This is a genomic window from Pseudomonas kilonensis, assembly GCF_001269885.1.
In the GTDB taxonomy this organism is placed as follows: domain Bacteria; phylum Pseudomonadota; class Gammaproteobacteria; order Pseudomonadales; family Pseudomonadaceae; genus Aquipseudomonas; species Aquipseudomonas kilonensis.
Genome location: NZ_LHVH01000007.1, coordinates 120,696 through 142,990, shown reverse-complemented (window position 1 = coordinate 142,990; position 22,295 = coordinate 120,696). Strand labels below are relative to the sequence as shown.

The 22,295-nt window shown below is 61.4% G+C and carries 17 protein-coding genes, 2 tRNA genes and 2 pseudogenes; 3 read left to right on the top strand and 18 right to left on the bottom strand.

The genetic code is table 11. The annotated features are described in order from the left end of the window. Positions 1-180 precede the first annotated feature (180 nt). The 7 genes from dnaB to rnr all read right to left on the bottom strand — a co-directional run bounded on the left by dnaB (position 181) and on the right by rnr (position 7,479). A complete protein-coding gene (dnaB, locus tag AD662_RS02915; protein ID WP_014336312.1) occupies positions 181-1,578 on the bottom strand; it encodes a replicative DNA helicase in 1,398 nt (465 codons plus the stop codon). Positions 1,579-1,695: 117 nt separating this feature from the next. Further along, positions 1,696-2,142 carry a 50S ribosomal protein L9 gene (gene rplI / locus AD662_RS02910; protein WP_003197251.1) on the bottom strand — a complete coding sequence of 149 codons (447 nt, stop codon included), beginning with the start codon at positions 2,140-2,142 and terminating at the stop codon, positions 1,696-1,698. An 18-nt stretch (positions 2,143-2,160) separates the two neighbouring features. Continuing rightward, entirely contained in the window at positions 2,161-3,054 is an 894-nt protein-coding gene (locus AD662_RS02905; protein ID WP_024618455.1) for a YybS family protein, read from the bottom strand. 36 nt (positions 3,055-3,090) lie between these two features. After that, positions 3,091-3,321 carry a 30S ribosomal protein S18 gene (gene rpsR / locus AD662_RS02900; protein WP_002551829.1) on the bottom strand — a complete coding sequence of 77 codons (231 nt, stop codon included), beginning with the start codon at positions 3,319-3,321 and terminating at the stop codon, positions 3,091-3,093. 28 nt (positions 3,322-3,349) lie between these two features. Next, complete coding sequence (rpsF, locus tag AD662_RS02895) at positions 3,350-3,778, bottom strand: 30S ribosomal protein S6 (protein ID WP_003186395.1); 429 nt, start codon at positions 3,776-3,778, stop codon at positions 3,350-3,352. Positions 3,779-4,087: 309 nt separating this feature from the next. Continuing rightward, complete coding sequence (gene rlmB / locus AD662_RS02890) at positions 4,088-4,846, bottom strand: 23S rRNA (guanosine(2251)-2'-O)-methyltransferase RlmB (RefSeq protein WP_018604469.1); 759 nt, start codon at positions 4,844-4,846, stop codon at positions 4,088-4,090. Continuing rightward, positions 4,843-7,479: a ribonuclease R gene (gene rnr / locus AD662_RS02885; RefSeq protein WP_018604471.1), complete on the bottom strand. Its 2,637-nt coding sequence runs from the start codon at positions 7,477-7,479 to the stop codon at positions 4,843-4,845. The genes rlmB and rnr overlap by 4 nt, the downstream gene beginning before the upstream one ends. Positions 7,480-7,705: 226 nt before the next feature. On the opposite strand from rnr, the gene AD662_RS02880 reads away from it, so the two are divergent. The 3 genes and pseudogenes from AD662_RS02880 to AD662_RS28030 form a co-directional block, all read left to right on the top strand. Further along, positions 7,706-7,792, top strand: a tRNA-Leu gene (locus tag AD662_RS02880). 176 nt (positions 7,793-7,968) lie between these two features. Further along, positions 7,969-8,055: transfer RNA gene (locus AD662_RS02875), tRNA-Leu, on the top strand. A gap of 126 nt (positions 8,056-8,181) precedes the next feature. Beyond that, a pseudogene (locus AD662_RS28030) lies at positions 8,182-8,378 on the top strand (iron ABC transporter permease); the annotation flags it as partial. An 864-nt stretch (positions 8,379-9,242) separates the two neighbouring features. Here AD662_RS28030 and AD662_RS30040 read toward each other — a convergent pair. From AD662_RS30040 to AD662_RS02825, 11 genes and pseudogenes are all read right to left on the bottom strand, one after another. After that, positions 9,243-9,992 (bottom strand): methyl-accepting chemotaxis protein, encoded by a 750-nt coding sequence (locus tag AD662_RS30040; protein ID WP_371103550.1) that lies wholly within the window; start codon positions 9,990-9,992, stop codon positions 9,243-9,245. 108 nt (positions 9,993-10,100) lie between these two features. Next, positions 10,101-10,361: pseudogene (locus tag AD662_RS30035) on the bottom strand (HAMP domain-containing protein); the annotation flags it as partial. 967 nt (positions 10,362-11,328) lie between these two features. Beyond that, positions 11,329-12,621, bottom strand: a complete 1,293-nt coding sequence (locus tag AD662_RS02865) for an adenylosuccinate synthase (RefSeq protein WP_003186407.1) — start codon at positions 12,619-12,621, stop codon at positions 11,329-11,331. 54 nt (positions 12,622-12,675) lie between these two features. After that, on the bottom strand, positions 12,676-13,863 hold the full coding sequence (locus AD662_RS02860; RefSeq protein ID WP_018610085.1) for an ATP phosphoribosyltransferase regulatory subunit: 1,188 nt from the start codon (positions 13,861-13,863) through the stop codon (positions 12,676-12,678). A gap of 325 nt (positions 13,864-14,188) precedes the next feature. After that, positions 14,189-15,058 (bottom strand): protease modulator HflC, encoded by an 870-nt coding sequence (gene hflC / locus AD662_RS02855; protein ID WP_018610083.1) that lies wholly within the window; start codon positions 15,056-15,058, stop codon positions 14,189-14,191. After that, positions 15,058-16,230: an FtsH protease activity modulator HflK gene (hflK, locus tag AD662_RS02850; protein ID WP_018610077.1), complete on the bottom strand. Its 1,173-nt coding sequence runs from the start codon at positions 16,228-16,230 to the stop codon at positions 15,058-15,060. Before hflK ends, hflC begins: the two co-directional genes overlap by 1 nt. A gap of 85 nt (positions 16,231-16,315) precedes the next feature. Then, on the bottom strand, positions 16,316-17,617 hold the full coding sequence (gene hflX, locus AD662_RS02845; RefSeq protein ID WP_003197227.1) for a ribosome rescue GTPase HflX: 1,302 nt from the start codon (positions 17,615-17,617) through the stop codon (positions 16,316-16,318). A gap of 12 nt (positions 17,618-17,629) precedes the next feature. Further along, positions 17,630-17,890: an RNA chaperone Hfq gene (gene hfq, locus AD662_RS02840; RefSeq protein WP_003186419.1), complete on the bottom strand. Its 261-nt coding sequence runs from the start codon at positions 17,888-17,890 to the stop codon at positions 17,630-17,632. A 91-nt stretch (positions 17,891-17,981) separates the two neighbouring features. Next, positions 17,982-18,953, bottom strand: coding sequence for a tRNA (adenosine(37)-N6)-dimethylallyltransferase MiaA (gene miaA, locus AD662_RS02835; RefSeq protein WP_018610076.1), 972 nt, complete (start codon positions 18,951-18,953; stop codon positions 17,982-17,984). Further along, positions 18,953-20,866 (bottom strand): DNA mismatch repair endonuclease MutL, encoded by a 1,914-nt coding sequence (gene mutL / locus AD662_RS02830; RefSeq protein ID WP_018610075.1) that lies wholly within the window; start codon positions 20,864-20,866, stop codon positions 18,953-18,955. Before mutL ends, miaA begins: the two co-directional genes overlap by 1 nt. Beyond that, on the bottom strand, positions 20,863-22,293 hold the full coding sequence (locus AD662_RS02825; RefSeq protein ID WP_053177889.1) for an N-acetylmuramoyl-L-alanine amidase: 1,431 nt from the start codon (positions 22,291-22,293) through the stop codon (positions 20,863-20,865). Before AD662_RS02825 ends, mutL begins: the two co-directional genes overlap by 4 nt. Positions 22,294-22,295: the final 2 nt, after the last annotated feature.

Below are 22,295 nucleotides of genomic sequence, written 5' to 3'. Positions count from 1 at the left end.
CCGGTATAAAAGATGAAAAATCGCGGGCGCGGAATATAGCACAAATTTTGACCAATTCCGACGGCTATGGTCGGAAATCGGCGGCGCACCTATCGCGAGCAGGCTCGCTCCCACAGAGGAATGCATTCCAGGGTGGGAGCGAGCCTGCTCGCGATGAGGCCGCATCAGACGATGAAGAACTTACTCGTCGTCATCAAAATTGTAGCTACCCGGCGCCAGGTTTTCGAAGCGCGTGTACTTACCGATAAACGCCAGGCGGATGAAGCCGATCGGGCCGTTCCGCTGCTTGCCGATGATGATTTCGGCGATGCCCTTGTGCTCCGTCTCGGGGTGATACACCTCGTCGCGGTACACGAACATGATGACGTCGGCGTCCTGCTCGATCGCTCCGGATTCCCGCAAGTCGGAGTTCACCGGACGCTTGTTGGGGCGCTGTTCCAGGGAACGGTTCAACTGGGAAAGCGCCACCACCGGGCAGTTGAACTCCTTGGCCAGGGCCTTGAGGGAACGGGAGATTTCGGAAATCTCGTTGGTCCGGTTGTCGCCGCTGGAACCGGGGATCTGCATCAGTTGCAGGTAGTCGATCATGATCAACCCGACCTCACCGTGCTCACGCACCAGGCGACGGGTCCGAGCGCGCATTTCCGATGGGCTGATACCAGCCGTATCGTCGATGAACAGCTTGCGGTCGTTGAGCAGGTTGACCGCCGAGGTGAGGCGCGGCCAGTCGTCGTCTTCCAGTTGGCCGGAACGAACCTTGGTCTGGTCGATACGCCCCAGGGACGAGAGCATACGCATGATCAGCGATTCGCCTGGCATCTCGAGGGAGTACACCAACACCGCCTTTTCGCTGCGTAGCACGGCGTTTTCCACCAGGTTCATCGCAAAGGTGGTTTTCCCCATGGACGGACGGCCGGCGACGATAATCAGGTCGGACGGCTGCAGGCCGCTGGTCTTCTCGTCGAGGTCGGTGTAGCCGGTGGACAGGCCGGTAATGGCGTTGTCAGTGTTGAACAAGGTGTCGATACGGTCGATCGCCTTGGTCAACAGGTCGTTGACGCTGACCGGGCCACCGGTTTTCGGCCGGGCCTCGGCGATCTGGAAGATCTGCCGTTCGGCTTCGTCAAGGATCTCGGCGGCGGTGCGGCCTTCCGGGTTGAAGGCGCTGTCGGCGATCTCGGTACTGATGCCGATCAATTGGCGCAAGGTCGCCCGTTCGCGCACGATCTGCGCGTAAGCCTTGATGTTGGCGACAGACGGCGTGTTTTTCGCCAGCTCACCCAGGTAACCGAGACCGCCGACCTGGGATGTCTGCCCTTCCTTGTCCAATTGCTCGGCCAGGGTCACGACGTCGATCGGCATGTTCTGATCGGCCAACTTGGCGATCGCACGGAAAATCAGCCGGTGGTCATGCCGGTAGAAATCGCCATCGGAGACTTGATCGAGCACGCGTTCCCAGGCGTTGTTGTCCAGCATCAGGCCACCGAGCACGGCCTGTTCGGCCTCGATGGAATGCGGAGGCACCTTCAGGGCAGCGGTTTGCAGATCGTATTGCTCGGGAGCGGTGATTTCGTTCATGGCCACTTCTGGTTATGAAAATCAGGAATTGCAGAAAGACAAAGGGCACGACCTGTAAACAGGATCGTGCCCGATGTTACCGGCAAGCACCCGAGGGTGCCAGCCGACAGGTGTTGCTTAAGCTGCTACCACGACAACGCGTACGGTGGCTTCAACTTCGGCGTGCAGGTGCACGGCTACGTCGAATTCGCCTACGTTGCGGATGGTGCCGTTCGGCAGACGAACTTCGCTTTTCGCAACTTCAACGCCGGAGGCGGTCAGTGCGTCAGCGATGTCGTGAGTACCGATCGAACCGAACAGCTTGCCTTCGTCGCCAGCGGTGGCAGTGATGGTCACTTCCAGCTCGGCCAGTTGGGCAGCACGGCTTTCAGCCGAGGTTTTACGGTCTGCGGCAGCTTTTTCCAGCTCAGCACGACGCTCTTCGAACGCAGCCAGGTTGGCAGCGGTCGCAGCGGTGGCTTTGCCGTAAGGCAGCAGGTAGTTACGACCGTAGCCGGCCTTAACGTTTACTTTGTCACCCAGGTTGCCCAGGTTGGTGACTTTTTCCAGAAGGATCAGTTGCATGTGAAAATCCTCTAACTTTTAACCTTCACCGTTCGCGTTGTCGGCGTCTTTCGGCGCCATACGACCGCGAAAATCAATCAGGCTGTCGACGATGGCCAAGACCACCAGCAACGGATAGATCAGTTGCATGAACAGCAACAACGTGACGTACAACCCCACCAGCCAGAACCTGGCCAGTCGCTTTTGCGCCACCAGCCCATGAATCAGGGCCAGGGCGGCAAAGACCAGCGGTACACTGCACAACGGCGTGAGCATCGCCATCTGCGGACCGAAGTTCGGCCCCAGAAGCATGCCCGCCAACAGCAACATCGCCAGCCCAAGCGGGAAACGGATGGCGCGAAACTCGCGACCAAAACCACCCGGGTTGTACAACAACGCCTGCCAGTAGCGCCCGATAACCAGGCTCAGCACACTGACGATTTGCAACAAGGCCGCAATCAGTCCGGTCAGGACGGGGGCGATCAGGGACGCGAAACGCGCCTGCTCTTCTACCGACATCTGCTGGTAGAGATCACCGAGCGCCTCGGGCAGGATTTTTATCAAAGCCTGCGACAGCATCTCGATCTGGGGTGCGAAAGCCACCCCGAGCACCACTGAAAACACCACGCCTATCGCTATGCTGACCAGCAGCACGCGGTTCCAGGATTCGCTAGCGCGCAACACCAACGCCAGCGCCGAAGTCCCCAGCAGTACCATGACTGCACGCGGGTCCGCGGAATACAGCCACCAGAGCAAGGCCGGCAGCAGTCCTAGAGCAAGAACGCCCAAGGCGTCCCTCAATCCGCGCCGCAGGAGTACAAGACTCCCGGCGGCAGCACCCAACCAATACAACAACGGCAATGCCGCGCATCCAGCCACTACCAGAGTGGCCTGCATACGACCGCGCATGATGAACTCAGCTAAGGCGCGCATGCATTCAATCCCTTACTACTCGTCGACTGCCCGGTCTCAGCGGCCGTGGCTGTCGGTGTAGGCCAGCAGGGCCAGGAAGCGGGCGCGCTTGATAGCGGTGGCCAGCTGACGCTGATAACGAGCTTTGGTACCGGTGATACGGCTTGGAACGATTTTGCCGGTCTCGGATACGTAGGCTTTCAGAGTGTTGAGATCTTTGTAATCGATCTCTTTCACGTCTTCAGCGGTGAAGCGGCAGAATTTACGACGACGGAAGAAACGTGCCATGTGATTGGCTCCTTAAAAGGTCCGTGGATTACTCGTCAGCGTTATCGCTGTTGTCGCTGTCGCTATCGCTGTCATCGCCATCGGCGCTGTCAGAGTGCTCAGGACGGTCGCGACGCTCACGGCGCTCACTGCGGTTTTCTTCAGCCTTGAGCATCTCGGATTGGCCGGTGACGGCTTCTTCGCGACGGATGACCAGGTTACGGATCACTGCATCGTTGTAGCGGAAGTTGTCTTCCAGCTCGGCCAGGGCCTTGCCAGTGCACTCAACGTTCAGCATCACGTAGTGAGCCTTGTGAACATTGTTGATTGCGTAGGCCAGTTGACGACGGCCCCAATCTTCCAGACGGTGGATTTTGCCGCCGTCTTCTTCGATCAGCTTGGTGTAACGCTCAACCATGCCGCCGACTTGCTCGCTTTGATCCGGGTGGACCAAAAAGATGATTTCGTAATGACGCATGAATGCTCCTTACGGGTTGTAGCCTGCCGCTCAAAAACGGTCAGACAAGGAGTGAATGACACTTATGGACTTGTGGACGCTAGACACATCAGTGCCTGCCATCACAGCAAGGGGCGCAATTGTAGAGAAGGGCCGAGGGCGGCGCAAGGCAATTGGCGATTATTTGAACAACCACTGACGATTGCGGGGCTGACAAATGTAGGAGCTGCCGAAGGCTGCGATCTTTTGATCTTGATCTTTCGCTTGAGACTCAACTGCCAGGGATAAGATCGCAGCCTCGTTGCACTCGTCAGCTCCTACAAGGGTATGTCAGGGCTTTTTGGCGGAAGCCTTGACGCTGCGCTGGCGCAGCGCTTCGAACAGGCACACGCCGGTCGCCACCGAAACGTTGAGGCTGCTGACGCTGCCGGCCATCGGCAGCTTGACCAGGTAGTCGCAATGCTCGCGGGTCAGGCGGCGCATGCCCTTGCCTTCGGCCCCCATGATCAGGATCGTCGGGCCCGTCAGGTCCTGGTCATAGATACTGACCTCGGCCTCACCCGCCGTGCCGACCACCCACAAGCCGCGCTGCTGGAGCTTTTCCAGGGTGCGCGCCAGGTTGGTCACCGCCACCAGCGGAATCACTTCCGCCGCGCCGCAGGCCACCTTGCGCACCACCGGCGTCAAGGTTGCCGACTTGTCTTTAGGCACGATCACCGCCAACGCACCCGCTGCATCCGCCGAACGCAGGCAAGCGCCCAGGTTGTGCGGATCGGTCACGCCGTCCAGCACCAGCAACAGCGGCGCGCCTTCGGTACGGTCGAGCAGCTCGTCGAGCATCGCCTCGCCCCAGACCTGGCTCGGGCTTACGTCCGCAACCACACCCTGGTGAACGCCTTCGACCCACACGTCCATTTCACGACGCTCGGCCTGGCCGATGGCAACCTTGTTTTGGGTGGCCAGTTCGACCAGCGCTTGCACACGCGGCTCGCTGCGACCCTCTGCCAACCATACTTGCTTGACACGTTTAGGGTGGTGACGCAGCAGTGCTTCTACGGCATGCACGCCGTAGATTTTTTCCAGACTCATGACTTGGCCTTAGGTTTGCGCGACCCGCCGCTTTTGGCGGGAGCCGAACCCGCTTTTGGCGGGCCTTTACGGTGTTTACTTGGCTTGCTCGACGGCTTTTCCGCCCCGTGGGACTTTCCCCCAGACGCCGCTTTACCACCGCTCTTGGCTTCGTTGAGCAACTGCTGCTTCAACTCGCGGCTCTTGCGCAGCTCGGCGTTTTTCGCCGCAGCGTCGCTGGGGCGGTAGGCTTCGGGAGCCTTGTCCTTGGCAGACGAACGGCGACCGGCCTTGGCTGGCTCAGGCTCTGCGGTTTTGGCAGGAGCACCTTTACCTCTGCCTTTGGTCGCAGGCGCGGCGGTCTCGCTGCCACGCTTTTTACGGCCAGTCGGTGCTTCGGCAGGCTTGTCGGACATTCCGAAGTCGATCTTGCGCTCATCGAGGTCGACGCGCATGACCTGCACTTCCACGGTGTCGCCCAGACGGAAGCTGCGACCGGTGCGCTCGCCCGCCAGGCGGTGGTGCACAGGATCGAAGTGGTAGTAATCACCCGGCAAGGCGGTGACGTGCACCAAGCCCTCGACGTAGATGTCGGTCAGCTCGACAAACAAACCAAAGCCTGTCACTGCAGTGATCACGCCTGGGAACGACTCGCCCACGCGGTCTTTCATGAACTCGCACTTGAGCCAGTTCACCACGTCGCGGGTAGCTTCGTCGGCGCGGCGCTCGCTCATGGAGCACTGCTCGCCCAACTGCTCCAGGGCCGCTTCGTCGTACGGATAGATCCGCGCCTTCGGAATGGTCATGGCACCGGCGCGCTTGACGTGCGGGGTGTTCTGCTTGGAATGGATCACGCTGCGGATCGCGCGGTGCGTGAGCAAGTCCGGGTAACGGCGAATCGGCGAGGTGAAGTGGGTGTACGCCTCGTAATTCAGGCCAAAGTGGCCCTGGTTGTCGGCGCTGTACACCGCCTGGCTCAGGGAGCGCAGCATCACGGTCTGGATCACATGGTAATCCGGACGGTCCTTGATGCTGGCCAGCAGTGCCTGGTAGTCCTTCGGCGTCGGGCCGTCCTTGCCTTTGTGCAGGGACAGGCCGAGCTCGCCGAGGAAAGCACGCAGTTTTTCCAGACGCTCCGGCGGCGGGCCGTCGTGCACGCGGTACAACGCAGGAATCTCGTGTTTCTTGAGGAATTCCGCGGTGGCCACGTTGGCTGCCAGCATGCACTCTTCGATCAGCTTGTGCGCATCGTTACGGGTGGTCGGGGTGATTGCGGCGATCTTGCGCTCGGAACCGAAGACAATCCGGGTTTCCTGGGTCTCGAAATCGATCGCGCCACGCACGTGACGGGCCCCCAGCAACACCTTGTACAGCGAGTACAGCTGCTTGAGGTGCGGCACCACGCCAGCGTATTCGGTACGCAGGGCCTTGGCTTCACTGGTCTTCGGCGTTTCCAGGATGGTGCTGACCTTGTTGTAGGTCAGGCGCGCCTGGGAGTGGATCACCGCTTCGTAGAACTGGTAGTCGGTCATTTCGCCGGTTTTGGAGATGGTCATCTCGCACACCATGGCCAAACGGTCGACTTTCGGGTTCAGCGAGCACAGGCCGTTGGACAGCTGCTCAGGCAGCATCGGGATCACGCGCTCAGGGAAATACACGGAGTTGCCGCGCACCTGGGCTTCGTTATCCAGGGCCGAACCGATCTTCACGTAGCTGGACACGTCAGCAATCGCGACGAACAACTTCCAGCCGCCGGAGAACAGGCGCAGCTTGCCAGGCTTGGCTTCGCAGTAGACCGCATCGTCGAAGTCGCGGGCGTCTTCGCCGTCGATAGTGACGAACGGCAGATGGCGCAGGTCGATGCGTTTTTCTTTATCTTTCTCTTCAACTTCCGGCTTGAGCTTGGCGGCTTCCTTGAGCACAGCCTCGGGCCAGACGTGAGGAATGTCGTAGGTGCGCAGCGCAACGTCGATCTCCATGCCCGGCGCCATGTAGTTGCCGACCACTTCAACGATATCGCCCTGCGGCTGGAAGCGCGCAGTTGGCCAGTGGGTGATTTTCACCTCGACGAACTGACCTACCTTGGCGGCGCCATTACGGCCCGGGGTAATCAGCACTTCCTGCTGGACCTTCGGGTTATCCGGCACAACAAAACCGATACCACCTTCTTCGAAGTAACGGCCGACGATGGATTCGTGGGCACGGGACACTACTTCGACGATCACGCCTTCACGGCGACCACGACGGTCCAGGCCGGACACGCGTGCCAGCGCCCGGTCGCCATCGAACACCAGGCGCATTTGCCCCGGGCTCATGAACAGGTCGTCGCTGCCGTCGTCCGGGATCAGGAAACCGAAGCCGTCACGGTGACCGGCGATGCGGCCCAGGATCAGGTCGAGCTTGTCCACCGGCGCATAGGTCCCGCGCCGGGTGTAGATCAGTTGAGCGTCGCGCTCCATGGCGCGCAGACGGCGGCGCAGGGCTTCGAGTTGGTCCTCGGTGGTCAGACCGAACTCTTCGACCAGCTGCTCGCGGCTAGCAGGCGAACCCCGATCGGCGAGATGCGCCAGGATCAGTTCGCGGCTAGGAATAGGGTTTTCATATTTTTCCGCTTCACGAGCGGCCTCGGGATCGAGGGACTGCCAATCGGCCATTAGAGAGTTTTCACCTTGTCTATATGCGGGTTAGTTTGGCATAGGCTTAATGAAACGGGAAATTTCAAGCATCCGATCGCTTTTCTAAAGTCATTTGGCCTGCCTTGGAAGCCCGGAAAAGCGCCGCTCGTGAAATTTAGCGGTTTTTTTCTCAGGAGGGGTTTACAGTTAAAAAGACGCTCCGTATAGTGCGCGCCATCGACGACGTACACACGATGTCGATATTGCCCAGATGGTGAAATTGGTAGACACGCCAGCTTCAGGTGCTGGTGACCGCAAGGTCGTGGAAGTTCGAGTCTTCTTCTGGGCACCAATTTCGAGCAACAGGTCAATGGCCTGCTGGCTCAACAAAAACCCGCGAAAGCGGGTTTTTGCATTTTTGCCCCCTGCAATTGCGTTTGGCAATTACTAAAACAAAAACAGGGGTTTACAGATCAAAATGCGCTCCGTATAGTGCGCCACATCAACAGCGGCAACGCTGAAGATGCTGCCCAGATGGTGAAATTGGTAGACACGCCAGCTTCAGGTGCTGGTGACCGCAAGGTCGTGGAAGTTCGAGTCTTCTTCTGGGCACCAATTCAAGCTTCAAGGTTACAGCCTTGAACCTCACAGAAACCCGCGAAAGCGGGTTTTTGCGTTTCTGCACGCCTAAAATTGGAACACCCCCCTGTGGCGAGGGAGCTTGCTGTGGCGCCCGCCTATGCGCTGGTGTTCCTGGATGCAATGAAGGAACCGACCGCCACACTGCTGAGGCCGACCGGGCTCAATACGCTGGCAACGCCGTTTGGGCCCATACCTCGAATGTGGAGTTCGCGGCGGCGCCTTATGCGGCGCTGTTGATTCTGGTATCGGGGTTGCCGGTTTATTTGCTGACGACGCGGATGTACCTGAGCCGCTGAGACCGCCATCGCGAGCAGGCTCGCTCCCACAATTGGATCGGGGCACGACCGGAGAGACTGGTTGGCTGTTAGGCCGCCTTCGCGGGCAAGCCCGCTCCCACAATTGGATCGGAGTATGACTGGAGAGCTAGGTCGGCTATCAGGCCGCCTCGCGAGCAAGCTTTGCTCCCACAGATCTGATGAGGTGTACGACTGGGAGAACCAGGTTGGCTGTTAGGCCGCCTTCGCGGGCAGGCCCGCTCCCACAATTGGATCGGAGTATGACTGGAGAGCTAGGTCGGCTATCAGGGCGCCTCGCGAGCAAGCTTTGCTCCCACAGATCTGATGTGGCGTACGACTGGGAGAACCAGGTTGGCTGTTAGGCCGCCTTCGCGGGCAGGCCCGCTCCCACAATTGGATCGGAGTATGACTGGAGAGCTAGGTCGGCTATCAGGCCGCCTCGCGAGCAAGCTTTGCTCCCACAGGTCCTGCTCAAACAAGTCTGATGGGTGTACGACCGTGAGAGCCAGGTCGGCTACTAGGCCGCCTCGCGGCGGACGTTGATCTCGGGAGCCCCGTTAACCACGATGGCCGAACGCAGGCATTGTGGAGTGGGCATCCCGGCATGGATGCCGGGATAGCCGCGCTGGGCCATGGATGGCCCTTCGCGGCGGGCCCACGGAGCAATGCCGGAGTGAGGGCATGCCGAGCCTAAGCGAGGCACCGAGTGGTGGGGCAAAAGCGTTTTGCTTACTTTTGCGCTTCTCAAAAGTGAGCCGCTGTAAGAGCGGAACCATAAGCCGCCGTTACCACAGCAATGGATATGTACTCAGTCAAGCCGCCATCGCGAGCAAGCTCGCTCCCACAGAGGTACCAGCCGCCAGATCAGGCCCGGAACTGCCCCAAACTCGCCTTCAACTGCGCCGCCAACCCATCCAGGACCTTACCGCTGGCCGTGGTCTCCACCACGGCCTGGGCCGCCTTCTCGGCCTGGGCATGGATGGTTTCCACCCGCCCGCGCACCGCTTGCGCGCCCTGGGCCTGATGGGCCGCGGCCTGAGTTGCCAGGCCAATGGCCGCATGCACCTGCTCGACAGACGCCTGAACCGACTGCTGCAGCCGCGCACTGTCTCGCAGCACCAACAAGCCCTCACTGGCCTGGCGCCCGGCCTGGCCGATAGCGGCTACCGCCTCGCGAGCGCCCTGCTGCAAGGCCACGATATGCGCCTGGATATCGCCCGTTGAGCTTTGGGTCTTGCTCGCCAACGCCCGCACCTCATCCGCCACCACGGCAAACCCGCGCCCGGTTTCCCCGGCCCGCGCCGCTTCGATGGCCGCGTTCAAAGCCAACAAGTTAGTCTGCTCGGCGATGCCGTGGATCACCGTCAGCACCACTTCGATCTGTTCGCTCTGCTGCGCCAGCCGCTCGATCACTTTCGCCCCAGTGTCTACCTGCCCGGCCAACGCCTCGATCAAGCTGCCGACCTTGGCCGAAGTGCGGGTGTTTTCATCGGTGGCCTGGCGGATCTCCACCACCTGCTGCAAGGCCGCCTGCATCGCCTGGCTTTCCGATTGAGCTTCATCCGCCATTTGCGACAGCGCCCGCAGACTCTCGGCCACTTCATCACGCTGCATCCCGGCCGCCGCATCGGCACCGGAGTTGCGCAAGGTCATCGCACCGATTTCCACACCGGTACGCTGGGCCACATCGCCCGCCTCGCGCACGATGGGTTGCAACTTATCCACAAAGCGATTGACCGCTGACGCCATGTCGCCGATTTCGTCCTTGCTGTTGATTTGCACGCGCTTGGTCAGATCACCCTCGCCTGCCGCCAGGTCGTTCATGGCCGCGATCAGCAACTTCAAGCGATTGACCACCCGACGCCCCAGCACCACGGCCAGCAGGGCCAGCACACCAAAGCCCACCAGCGCCAGCCCCAGGCCGATGCGCCAGCGCAAGGTGCCTGCCGCTTCCTGCACGGTGCTGGCGGTGTTGGTCTGCATCTGTGTGGCGGTGGCCTGGGCCGACTCCAGACGACCGCGCATGGCCGTGGCGCTGTCGGCCGCCGCCCCCTTGAGGCTGTCACCGACCAACTGGTCGCTGCTGGCGATCAAGGCCGAGAAGCGCTGGTCCAACGCTTTCAGGTCGGCTTCAACGGAAGCCGTGGAAACGCCCATCAACACTTTGCCAATCTCTACGCCGTTGGGGCTGATCGAGGCTTCGAGGTAATACACCGACGGGTCGCTCTTCGCCGCATCCAGCACTTTGTCCAACGCCCGCTCGCCCTTGCCTTTTTCCAGCAGCGCCTTGTTGATCGGGTTTTCCCGGTTCAGGTAGCGGGTCAGGTGCTCACCATTGGCGTCATCATAGATAACGAACAGCACATTGGGATTGCGCTGGGCCCGACGGGCGAATTCGGAAAGGGTCGGTATGTCGCTGTCCCACATGGCGCGGGGCGCGACCGAGGCCAGGAGTTGCGCCATATCGTTGGCGGAGTCCTTGAGCGATTGTTCGAGTGTCGTGCGCAACTGCGCCTGCTCGTCCTTCAGGCGCGTCGACAAACCGACGGTAAGGCGCTGACGAGTGCTGGCAGACAAACTGTCCAGGCTTGAGGTGACCTCGCGCCCGGCCTGCTCCAGTTCGCCAGACAATTTCTGACTATCCCCCCCCAGCCGGGCCCCTAGCTCGGCCTCCAGCGCGGTGACCGTGCTTCGCGTCAGCGCGACGGCCACCAGCACTTGCACCAAAAGGGCGATACCCAGGGTAACGAACACAGGCCGCAACAGACGGCTTTGTAACAGTGAGAGAACGGCCGACACAGGGGAATCCCTCTACTAAACGCCATTAAATTGATGGCACTTCAAAGAAGTACTTATTATTAACGATGCATAGCAAAGGTCGTGCCGTTCGACCGGCAGAGACGACAAAGGCCCCAAACGAGGGGCCTTTGTGTTTTACATCAACGACTTATCAGGCAAACGGGTGACGCAGAACGATGGTTTCGTTGCGGTCCGGCCCCGTCGAAATAATGTCGATCGGCGCACCGACCAACTCTTCGACGCGCTTGATGTAGTTGCGGGCCGCCACTGGCAGCTCTTCCAGGGTCTTGGCACCCACGGTCGATTCGGTCCAGCCTGGCATCTGCTCGTACACCGGCTCCAGGCCGATGTAGCTGTCGGCGTCGGTCGGTGCGTCGATGACGGCGCCGTCCTGATTTTTGTAGCCCACGCAGATGTTGATGGTTTCCAGGCCGTCCAGCACGTCCAGCTTGGTCAGGCACAGGCCCGAGATGCTGTTGACGTCGATGGCGCGACGCAGGATGACAGCATCGAACCAGCCACAACGACGGGCACGGCCGGTGGTAGCACCGAACTCGTGGCCGCGCTTGGCCAGGAAGGCGCCAACGTCGTCGAACAGCTCAGTCGGGAATGGACCCGAACCCACGCGAGTGGTGTAGGCCTTGGTGATACCCAGGATGTAGTCCAGGTACATCGGACCGAAACCCGAACCGGTGGCGATGCCGCCGGCGGTGGTGTTGGAGCTGGTGACGTACGGGTAGGTGCCGTGGTCGATGTCCAGCAGCGAACCCTGGGCACCTTCGAACATGATGTCCTTGCCAGCGCGACGCAGCTCGTGCAGCTCAGCAGTGACGTCGAGCATCATCGGCTTGAGCAGCTCGGCGTACTCCATGCACTCGTCCAGGGTTTTCTGGAAGTCGATGGCCGGTTCTTTGTAGTAATTGACCAGGACGAAGTTGTGGTAGTCCAGCAACTCGCCCAGCTTGGCGGCGAAACGCTCACGGTGGAACAGGTCACCGATGCGCAGGCCACGACGAGCCACCTTGTCTTCGTAGGCCGGGCCGATGCCGCGACCGGTGGTGCCGATCTTCAGCTCGCCACGGGCCTTTTCACGGGCCTGGTCCAGCGCGACGTGATAGGACAGGATCAGCGGGCAGGACGGGCTGATACGCAGGCGCTCGCGCACCGGTACGCCTTTTTCTTCCAGCTTGATGATTTCCCGCAGCAAGGCGTCGGGAGCAACCACCACACCGTTGCCGATCAGGCACTGTACGCCTTCGCGCAGCACGCCCGACGGAATCAGGTGCAGGACGGTTTTTTCACCGTCGATCACCAAGGTGTGACCTGCGTTGTGGCCACCCTGGTAGCGCACTACGGCGGCAGCATGTTCGGTCAGCAGATCAACGATCTTGCCTTTGCCCTCATCACCCCACTGGGTGCCCAGGACTACGACATTCTTACCCATAACACTTGTCCTCATTCGCGCAAACTTGGTGCCGGCCGCAGCCGGCAGGAAAACTCAAGAAGCCAGCGGCAATACTTGCCAAAGCCCGTTCTGCTGAATCAATTGCCGGTCGCAGTCCGCTTCACGGGCGGCGGCCAAAGGTTGCCCAGGCAAGGCCTGGACGACACGCTGACCCTCACTGCGCAACTGGCAGACTGCTTGCCAGAGTGCCGCATCCGTACTGTCAGGCATCCAGATACCGCCAGACGGTAGCTCGACTTCAGCACGCCCCAGGGTCACCAGGGTTTTCAAATCGGTAGAGAAACCGGTCGCCGGACGGGCACGACCAAAGTCGGCACCGATGTCGTCATAACGGCCGCCCTGGGCGATGGATTGACCCACGCCCGGTACGAACACAGCGAACACGACGCCCGTGTGGTAGTGATAGCCGCGCAACTCACCCAAGTCGAAATACAGCGGCAACTCAGGGAAGCGCACCGACAGACGCTCGGCAATCGCCAACAGGTCGTCCAGCGCCGCCAACACAGGCGCCGGCGCGCGGGCCAGGCGCTCACGGGCAGCGGCCAATACTTCACGTCCGCCACACAGGTCCACCAGCGCCCGCAGCATGCCCGACAGATCGGCCGGCAGGCCCTCGGTCAGGCTGATGACCTCGTCGATAGCCTTGCGTTGCAGGGCATCGAACAGCTGTTGCTCCACTTCGCCGGACAAACCGGCCGCACGGGCCAGGCCGCGATAGATGCCAACATGCCCCAGGTCCATATGGACATCCGGCACGTCAGCCAGTTGCAGCATGGCCAACATCAGGCTGATGACTTCTACGTCGCTGCTCGGACTGGCGTCGCCATACAACTCGGCGCCCAGCTGGATCGGGCTGCGCGAAGACGACAAGGCACGCGGCTGGGCATGCAGCACACTGCCGGCGTAGCACAGGCGGCTCGGACCTTCACGGCGCAGGGTGTGGGCATCGATACGCGCCACTTGCGGCGTGATGTCGGCCCGAAAGCCCATCTGCCGGCCCGACTGCGGGTCGATAACCTTGAAGGTGCGCAGGTCCAGGTCCTGGCCCGCGCCGGTGAGCAGGGATTCCAGGTACTCGATATGCGGGGTGACGACGAACTCGTAACCCCAACTCTGGAACAGATCCAACACCTGACGACGCGCTACTTCGATACGCGCAGCTTCCGGTGGCAGTACTTCTTCGATGCCATCTGGCAGCAGCCAGCGGTCTACCGTTGCCATTACGCCATTCCCCTATGGTCCGGGCGGCCAGCTTTCGGGCTGGCCTTGAGTGAAGCAGAAAATGCCTGCGCCAGGCGCGCATCCTGGGCAAAAAACGCGCAAGAGCGACGTGACGAATGGCCCACAATCGGCCTCGCCCGGCACTTCCCTCGAAAAACCTGTCGGGTCGTTCAACCCGACGCCTGCACCTATAAACCGCAATCGAACGTGCAGACGCAAAAAAGCCGGGAATTTCCCGGCTGCCGCATCATACACACGTTTTCCCAAAGGATCACCCCGCCCGATGCTTTAGCCGCCGGGCGGAGTGTCTCAGGTCAACGTCGCATCAAGGCTTGGACTTTTCCAGGTAGTGGAAGAAGTCGCTGCTTGGGTCCAGGACCAGGACGTCGGATTTGTTCGCGAAGCTTTCACGGTAGGCGCGCAGGCTACGGTAGAACGCGTAGAACTCCTGATCCTGACCGTAGGCCTTGGAGTAGATCGAAGCGGCCTGGGCATCACCATCACCACGGACCTCTTCCGATTCACGATAGGCTTCGGCCAGCAGCACGCGGCGTTGGCGATCGGCGTCGGCACGGATGCCTTCGGCCAGCTCGTTACCCTTGGCGCGGTGCTCGCGGGCTTCACGCTCACGCTCGGTGCTCATGCGCTCGAACACGCTGCGGTTCACTTCCTTCGGCAGGTCGATGGCCTTGACCCGGACATCGACCACTTCGATACCCAGCTCTTTTTCCGCCATCGCATTCAGCGAACGGGTGATGTCGGCCATGAGCGCATCACGCTCACCGGAAACCACTTCATGCAGCGTGCGCTTACCGAACTGGTCACGCAGGCCCGATTCCAGACGACGGGACAGACGCTCGTCGGCGATCTGCTTCAGACCAGAGGTCGCGGTGTAGAAGCGCTCGGCATCCTTCACACGCCACTTGGCATAGGCATCCACCATCACGGCTTTCTTTTCCAGCGTCAGGAAGCGTTGCGTCGGCGCATCCAGCGTCATCAGGCGAGCGTCGAACTTGCGCACCTTGTTGACGTACGGCACCTTCACATGCAGCCCTGGCTGGACATCAGCCTGGACCACGCGACCGAATTGCAGCAACACCGCGCGCTCGGTCTGAGCCACGATGTAGAAGCAGTTCCAGGCAGCGATCGCCACGACGACACCGACAATAAGGGCGATCAGCGATTTATTGCTCATCAGCGACTCTCCCTGGTACGTGCTTGCTGTTGTTGCAGGTCCGCCGCCGCACGGGTGCCGGCCTCATTGCTGGCCGCCGCCGAGCTGGTCGGTGGCGTGCTGGTGTTGCGACCGCTCTCGACCATCTTGTCCAGCGGCAGGTACAGCAGATTGCTCTGGCCGTTCTTGTTGCCGGTCACGAGGACCTTGCTGGTGTTGCTGAAGACTTCCTGCATGGTGTCCAGGTACAGACGTTGGCGGGTCACTTCAGGGGCCTTGCGATACTCGGCCACCAGCTTGGTGAAACGATCAGCCTCACCCTTGGCACGGGAGACCACTTCATCACGGTAACCGTTGGCATCCTCGATGATGCGCTGGGCCTGACCACGGGCTTCCGGCACGACGCCGTTGGCATAGGTTTCGGCCTGGTTGCGCGAACGCTGCTCGTCTTCACGGGCACGGATCACGTCGTCGAAGGCTTCCTGGACCTCACGCGGGGCTGCCGCGCTCTGGACGTTGACCTGGGTGACGGTGATACCGGTGCGATAGGTATCGAGGAACCGCTGCAGGCGCTCCTTGATTTCGCTGGCCATCAGTTCACGACCTTCAGTCAGCACCTGGTCCATGGCGGTGGAACCCACCACATGGCGCAAGGCACTTTCGGTCGCGTGCTGCAGGCTGATTTCCGGCTGGTCGACGTTCAGCACGAAGTCCTGCAGGTTGGTGATCTTGTATTGCACGGTCAGCGGCACTTCGACGATGTTCTCGTCTTCGGTCAGCATCTGGCCCTGCTTGGTGTACGCCCGCTCACGCGTGACGTTCTCCATGTACTTCTGGTCGATCGGCGGGAAATAGATGTTCAAGCCCGGGCCAACCGTCTCGTAGTACTTGCCGAAGCGCAGCACCACGGCCTGCTCCTGCTCGTCCACGACATAGACCGCGCTGTACAGCCAGACAGCCGCCAGCACGACCAGACCGATGCCGAGCAGGCCAAAACCGCCGCCCTTGCCCGGACGACCGCCCCCCTCGTCACCGCGTTTTTTACCACCACCGAACAAACCGTTCAGGCTTTCCTGCAGCTTTCGGAAGGCCTCGTCGAGATCCGGCGGCCCCTTGCGGTCGCCGTTGTTACGACGTTTGCCACCCCAAGGATCCTGATTATTCGAGTTGCCACCCGGCTCATTCCAAGCCATAGCGCTCTCCATCTGATAAAGCAAAGACGCACCCACGGCGCGCCGACCAATGCTACAGAATGCCTGACACAGCTTTCTCAGGCTTTTATTGCAAAGTGTGTTGCTCGATGAATTCCATCGGTTGCAGCCCTTCGCGACTGACCAGCCGATTGAGCTCCGCCCGAGGCAGGCGAACAGCCAGCAGGCAGACGCCTTCGTCGTCGTGTTCTTCTTTTTGCACGGCCCCCAACTCAAAGAACTGGGCTCGCAGCCGGGCGAAACGTTGCGGCAACTTCAGGGTGCCGACAAACAGATCGTTGCCCAACAGCTCGGCCACGGCCTGCTTGAGCAGGTCCAGGCCGGTGCCATCACGGGCCGACAGCCAGACCCTTTGCGGCTTGCCGTCGGCATCGCGCTGGATCTGCGGCTCCACGCCTTCGAGCAAATCGAGTTTGTTGTATACCTCGAGGATCGGCAAGTCCTGGGCTCCGATCTCGCCCAGCACCACCATCACCTGCTCGATCTGCAGCATCCGGTCCGGCTCGGCGGCATCGATCACGTGCAGCAGCAGGTCGGAGTTGCTCGACTCTTCGAGCGTAGCCCGAAAAGCCTCGACCAGCTTGTGCGGCAAATGACGAATGAAGCCCACGGTGTCGGCCAGCACGATCGGCCCGAGGTCGTCCAGGTCGAGCCGGCGCAGGGTCGGGTCGAGCGTGGCAAACAACTGGTCGGCGGCGTAGACGTCGGATTGGGTGACGTTATTGAACAGGGTCGATTTGCCGGCGTTGGTATAACCCACCAGTGAAACCGTCGGGATATCTGCCCGTTTGCGGCCGCGTCGCGACTGCTCGCGCTGGCTGCGGACCTTTTCCAGCCGCCCCTTGATCTGGCGCAGGCGCACCCGCAACAGGCGCCGGTCGGTTTCCAGCTGGGTTTCACCCGGGCCGCGCAGGCCAATACCGCCTTTTTGCCGCTCAAGGTGAGTCCAGCCGCGAACCAGGCGCGTACTCATGTGTTCAAGCTGGGCCAGTTCGACCTGGAGCTTGCCTTCATGGGTGCGGGCACGTTGGGCGAAAATATCGAGGATCAGCCCCGTACGGTCGATCACGCGACACTCGAAGACACGTTCGAGGTTACGCTCCTGACTGGGCGTGAGGATGTGATTGAAAATCACCAGATCGACCTGTTCGGCCTTGACCAGGTCGCGCAACTCCTCGACCTTGCCACTGCCGATCAGGAACTTGGCGGTTGGCCGATGACGCGGCACGTTGAAAAACGCGACGGTCTCGGCGCCGGCCGAAAGTGCCAATTCCTGAAACTCCTGCGGATCTTCGCGCGCCTCAGGGTCCTGTCCATCCAAGTGAACGAGAATGGCCCGTTCACCACCACCGTGGCGCTCAAAGAACAAAGGAGGCTCCTATCAGGCGTTACCCGGTTCAGCGTCACCGCCTTCGGATTCGGTTGCACTAGGCAGACGAATTGGACGAACTGGCACGACTGTCGAGATCGCGTGCTTGTAGACCATTTGGCTGACGGTGTTTTTCAGAAGGATGACGAACTGGTCGAAAGACTCGATCGTGCCTTGCAGTTTGATCCCGTTGACCAGATAGATGGACACCCCAACTTTCTCTTTACGTAAAGTGTTCAAGTAAGGGTCTTGTAGCGAATGCCCTTTTGACATGTGCCGCACTCCTTTAAGGATCAATAATAAAAATCGGAATCAGATGGCTTGGGCCGTCACACCCCCAAGGATAGACGGCAATTGCAAGGACTCAGCTCAATATGGAGATGGTCCCAAGGTATTTCAAGGCGCGTGGCAGATTGTCGCAATCGAGACTGTCGAGCCAATGCAAGTCAGTCCAGCTGCGCAGCCAGGTGAACTGGCGTTTCGCCAATTGGCGCGTGGCTATGATCCCACGCTCCTGCATCTCGGCTGACGTCAGCTTGCCGTCCAGGTAATCCCAGACTTGTCGATAACCTACCGCACGTATAGACGGCAACCCGGCATGCAGGTCACTTCGCTCACGCAGGGCTACGACCTCGTCTATGAACCCCTGTTCCAACATTAATGTGAATCTTTGTTCAATTCGCCGATGCAGCACTTGCCGGTTCGCCGGAGCGATGGCCAGATTCGCGACAGTATAGGGCAATTGTTGCAGTCCCGAAGCGGCTGCTTCAGTACTTTGCGCAGATTGTCGCTGGCGCAGGGCGGTCATGCTCTGGCCGCTGACCCGATAAACCTCCAGGGCCCGACTGAGTCGCTGCGGGTCATTGGGGTGAATACGCGCCGCCGATTCCGGATCGATGATCGCCAATTGCTCGTGCAGGGCTTGCCAGCCAAGGCGCGCGGCCTCTTCTTCGATCTGCGCGCGCACCTCGGGATCGGCCGCCGGCATGTCCGCCAGCCCGTCGACCAAAGCCTTGTAATACAGCATCGTGCCGCCCACCAGCAGCGGGATCTTGCCCCGCGCCGTGATCTCGGCCATGGCCTGGAGCGCGTCACGACGGAAATCGGCCGCCGAATAAGCCTCGGCCGGGTCGAGGATGTCGATCAGGCGATGGGGAAATTCGGCCAGCAGTTCTTTCGACGGCTTGGCGGTGCCGATGTCCATGCCCCGGTAGACCAGGGCCGAATCGACGCTGATCAACTCGCAGGGCAGGACTTTGGTCAATTCGATGGCCAGGTCGGTCTTGCCGGCAGCGGTCGGTCCCATCAGGAAAATCGCGGGGGGTAACTGGCTCATCAACGACCGCGCAGGAACAGTTTGTCCAGGTCGTCCAGACCCAGTTGGGTCCAGGTCGGCCGGCCATGGTTGCATTGGCCGCTGCGTTCGGTGTTTTCCATGTCCCGCAGCAGGCCGTTCATTTCCGGCAGGGCCAGGCGCCGGTTGGCGCGGATTGCGCCGTGGCAGGCCATGGTGCCGAGCAGTTCGTTCAGGTGCGCCTGGATGCGGTCGCTGGTGCCGTACTCCATCAAGTCCGCCAGCACGTCGCTGACCAGGCGATTGGCCTCGGCCTGTTTCAACAGGGCCGGGATCTGGCGGATCGCCAGGGTTTCCGGGCCCAGGCGCTGCAATTCGAAGCCCAGGCGCTGGAACCAGGCCACATGTTCTTCGGCGCAATCGGCTTCGCGCTGGCTGACGGCCAGGGACTCGGGCACCAACAACGGCTGGCCGCTCAAGCCTTCGCTGGCCATGGCGATTTTCAGCCGCTCGTACATGATCCGCTCATGGGCGGCGTGCATGTCCACCAGGACCAGGCCCTGGGCATTTTCCGAGAGGATATAAATGCCTTTGAGTTGCGCCAGGGCATAGCCCAGCGGCGGGATATCGCCCTGGCCGTCGGGCATCGCCGCCGCTCCGGCTTCCGGCAAGGGTTTGAAGAACTCGCGATAGGCCGCCTGGGCCTCGCCTGCCGGCACGTTGGATTGCGGGCGCGGGCTGTATTGATATTGATAGCCGCTGCCGGCACCGCTGCCGGCCGTGTTGTAGCTCGGCTGAGGCTGGGGCTGCTCCAGCAGGGCATTGGCCGCCAGGCGCATTTCACCCTGAGGCCCGAATTCGCCAGCGTCCAACCCCGTTGGCCGGACCATGCCGCCCACCGCCGCCGGTGCCGCCAGTTGATCTTCCGGACGCACATCGCCCAAGGCACGGTGCAAGGTGCCGTAGAGGAAATCGTGGACCATGCGCCCGTCGCGGAAACGCACCTCATGCTTGGTCGGGTGCACGTTGACGTCCACCACGGCCGGATCGACTTCGAAAAACAGCACGAAGGTCGGATGTCGGCCATTGAACAGCACATCGCGATACGCCTGGCGCACCGCGTGGGCCACCAGTTTGTCGCGCACTGCACGACCGTTCACGTAGAAATACTGCAAGTCCGCCTGGCTGCGGGAAAACGTCGGCAAGCCGACCCAACCCCACAGGTGCAGGCCATTGCGCTCCACCTCGATGGGCAAGGCCTGCTCCAGGAAACCCGCGCCGCACACCGCGCCGACACGCCGGGCGCGGGCCGCATCATCGTGGGCCTCGTGCAGGCTGAGGATGGTCTTGCCGTTGTGGCGCAAATGGAACGCCACGTCAAAACGCGCCAGGGCCAGGCGCTTGATGACTTCTTGCAGGTGATCGAATTCAGTCTTCTCGGCCTTGAGAAACTTGCGCCGGGCCGGGGTATTGAAGAACAAGTCGCGCACTTCCACCGAGGTGCCCACCGGATGGGCCGCAGGCTGCACGCGAGAGGCCATGTCCCGGCCCTCGGTCTCGACCTGCCAGGCCTGCTCGGCGTCGCGGGTGCGGGAAGTGAGGGTCAGGCGCGACACCGAACTGATGGACGCCAGCGCTTCGCCCCGAAACCCCAGGCTCATGACCCGCTCGAGGTCTTCCAGGTCGCGGATCTTGCTGGTGGCGTGACGTGCCAGGGCCAGCGGCAGGTCGTCGGAAGAAATACCGCCACCGTCATCGCGCACCCGCAGCAGCTTGACGCCGCCCTGCTCGACATCCACATCGATGCGCTTGGCTCCGGAATCAAGGCTGTTTTCCAGCAACTCCTTGATGACCGACGCCGGGCGCTCGACCACTTCACCGGCGGCGATCTGGTTCGCCAGCCGGGGGCTGAGCAGTTCGATGCGAGCGTTGCTGCCGATCACTTCGTCACTCATTGCTGGACCGCCACGTCATTGCCGGGAATGGTCAGGGTCTGGCCGATCTTGAGCTCATCGCTCTTGAGGTTGTTGGCGCTGCGCAAGGTCGCGGGCGACACCTGGTAACGCACGGCGATCATCGCCAGGGTTTCGCCGGGATTGACCCGATGGTCCCTTGGCCCCTGGGCGATCTTGCCGGAGTCGCGCAGCCAGGCAATGTAGGTGCCTGGCGGTGGGTTCTGCTGGAAGAACTGCCGCACGCCACTGCTGATGGAACGGGCCAGGGCCTGCTGATGACTGGAGGACGACAGCTTGGACGCCTCGTTGGCGTTGGAGATGAAGCCGGTTTCCACCAGGATCGACGGGATATCCGGCGATTTGAGCACCATGAACCCGGCCTGCTCGACGCGCTGCTTGTGCAGCGGCGTGACGCGACCGATGTTGCTCAGGACTTTCTGGCCGACGTTCAGGCTGGAGGTCAACGAGGCCGTCATCGACAAATCGAGCAATACGCCAGCGAGCATCCGGTCCTTGTCATCAAGGCTGACGTTGCCGGCACCGCCGATCAGGTCGGAACGGTTTTCACTGTCGGCCAGCCAACGGGCGGTCTCGGACGTGGCACCGCGGTCGGACAGGGCAAACACCGAGGCCCCGAACGCCGCCGCCGAAGGCGCGGCGTCGGCGTGGATGGAGACGAACAGGTCGGCGCCTTTCTTGCGGGCGATTTCGGTACGTCCGCGCAAGGGGATGAAATAGTCACCGGTACGGGTCAGTTCGGCGCGGAAGCCCTTCATGCCGTTGACCTGGCGCTGCAATTCACGGGCGATGGACAGCACCACGTCTTTTTCACGCTGCCCGCGCGAGCCCGAGGCGCCCGGGTCTTCACCGCCGTGACCGGCGTCGATCACCACGATGATGTCGCGCTTGCCGGCCGGGGCCGGTGGCAGCTTGAGGGCAGGCTCGGGCGGGGCCACAGGCACCGCTGGCAGCGTGGCGACATTGGTCGGCGGCGGCGCAGGTGGCGCCGCATCGGCCGGGTTGTCGAACAGGTCCACCACCAGCCGGTTGCCGTACTGGGCGTTGGGGGCCAGGGTGAAGCTTTTCGGGGTCACGGCTTTTTTCAGGTCGATGACCACCCGCAGGTCGGTCGGCGTACGCTGGGCCGAGCGCATCGCGGTAATCGGCGTGTTGGCGGTCGCTACGTTCAACGGCGCGCCCAGGGACGCCCCATTGATGTCGATCACCAGGCGATCCGGGGCGGTCAGGGTGAATACGCTGTGCTGCACCGGGCCCGTCAGGTCAAACACCAGCCGTGTGTTGTCCGGCGCCCGCCAGAGGCGAACGCTGTTGACCTTTGTCTCGGCCACAGCATCGACGGCCAGTGCCGTAAGCAACAGTCCTACGACAGCAACCACCGCGCGAAAGCGCATACCAAACCCCATCATCA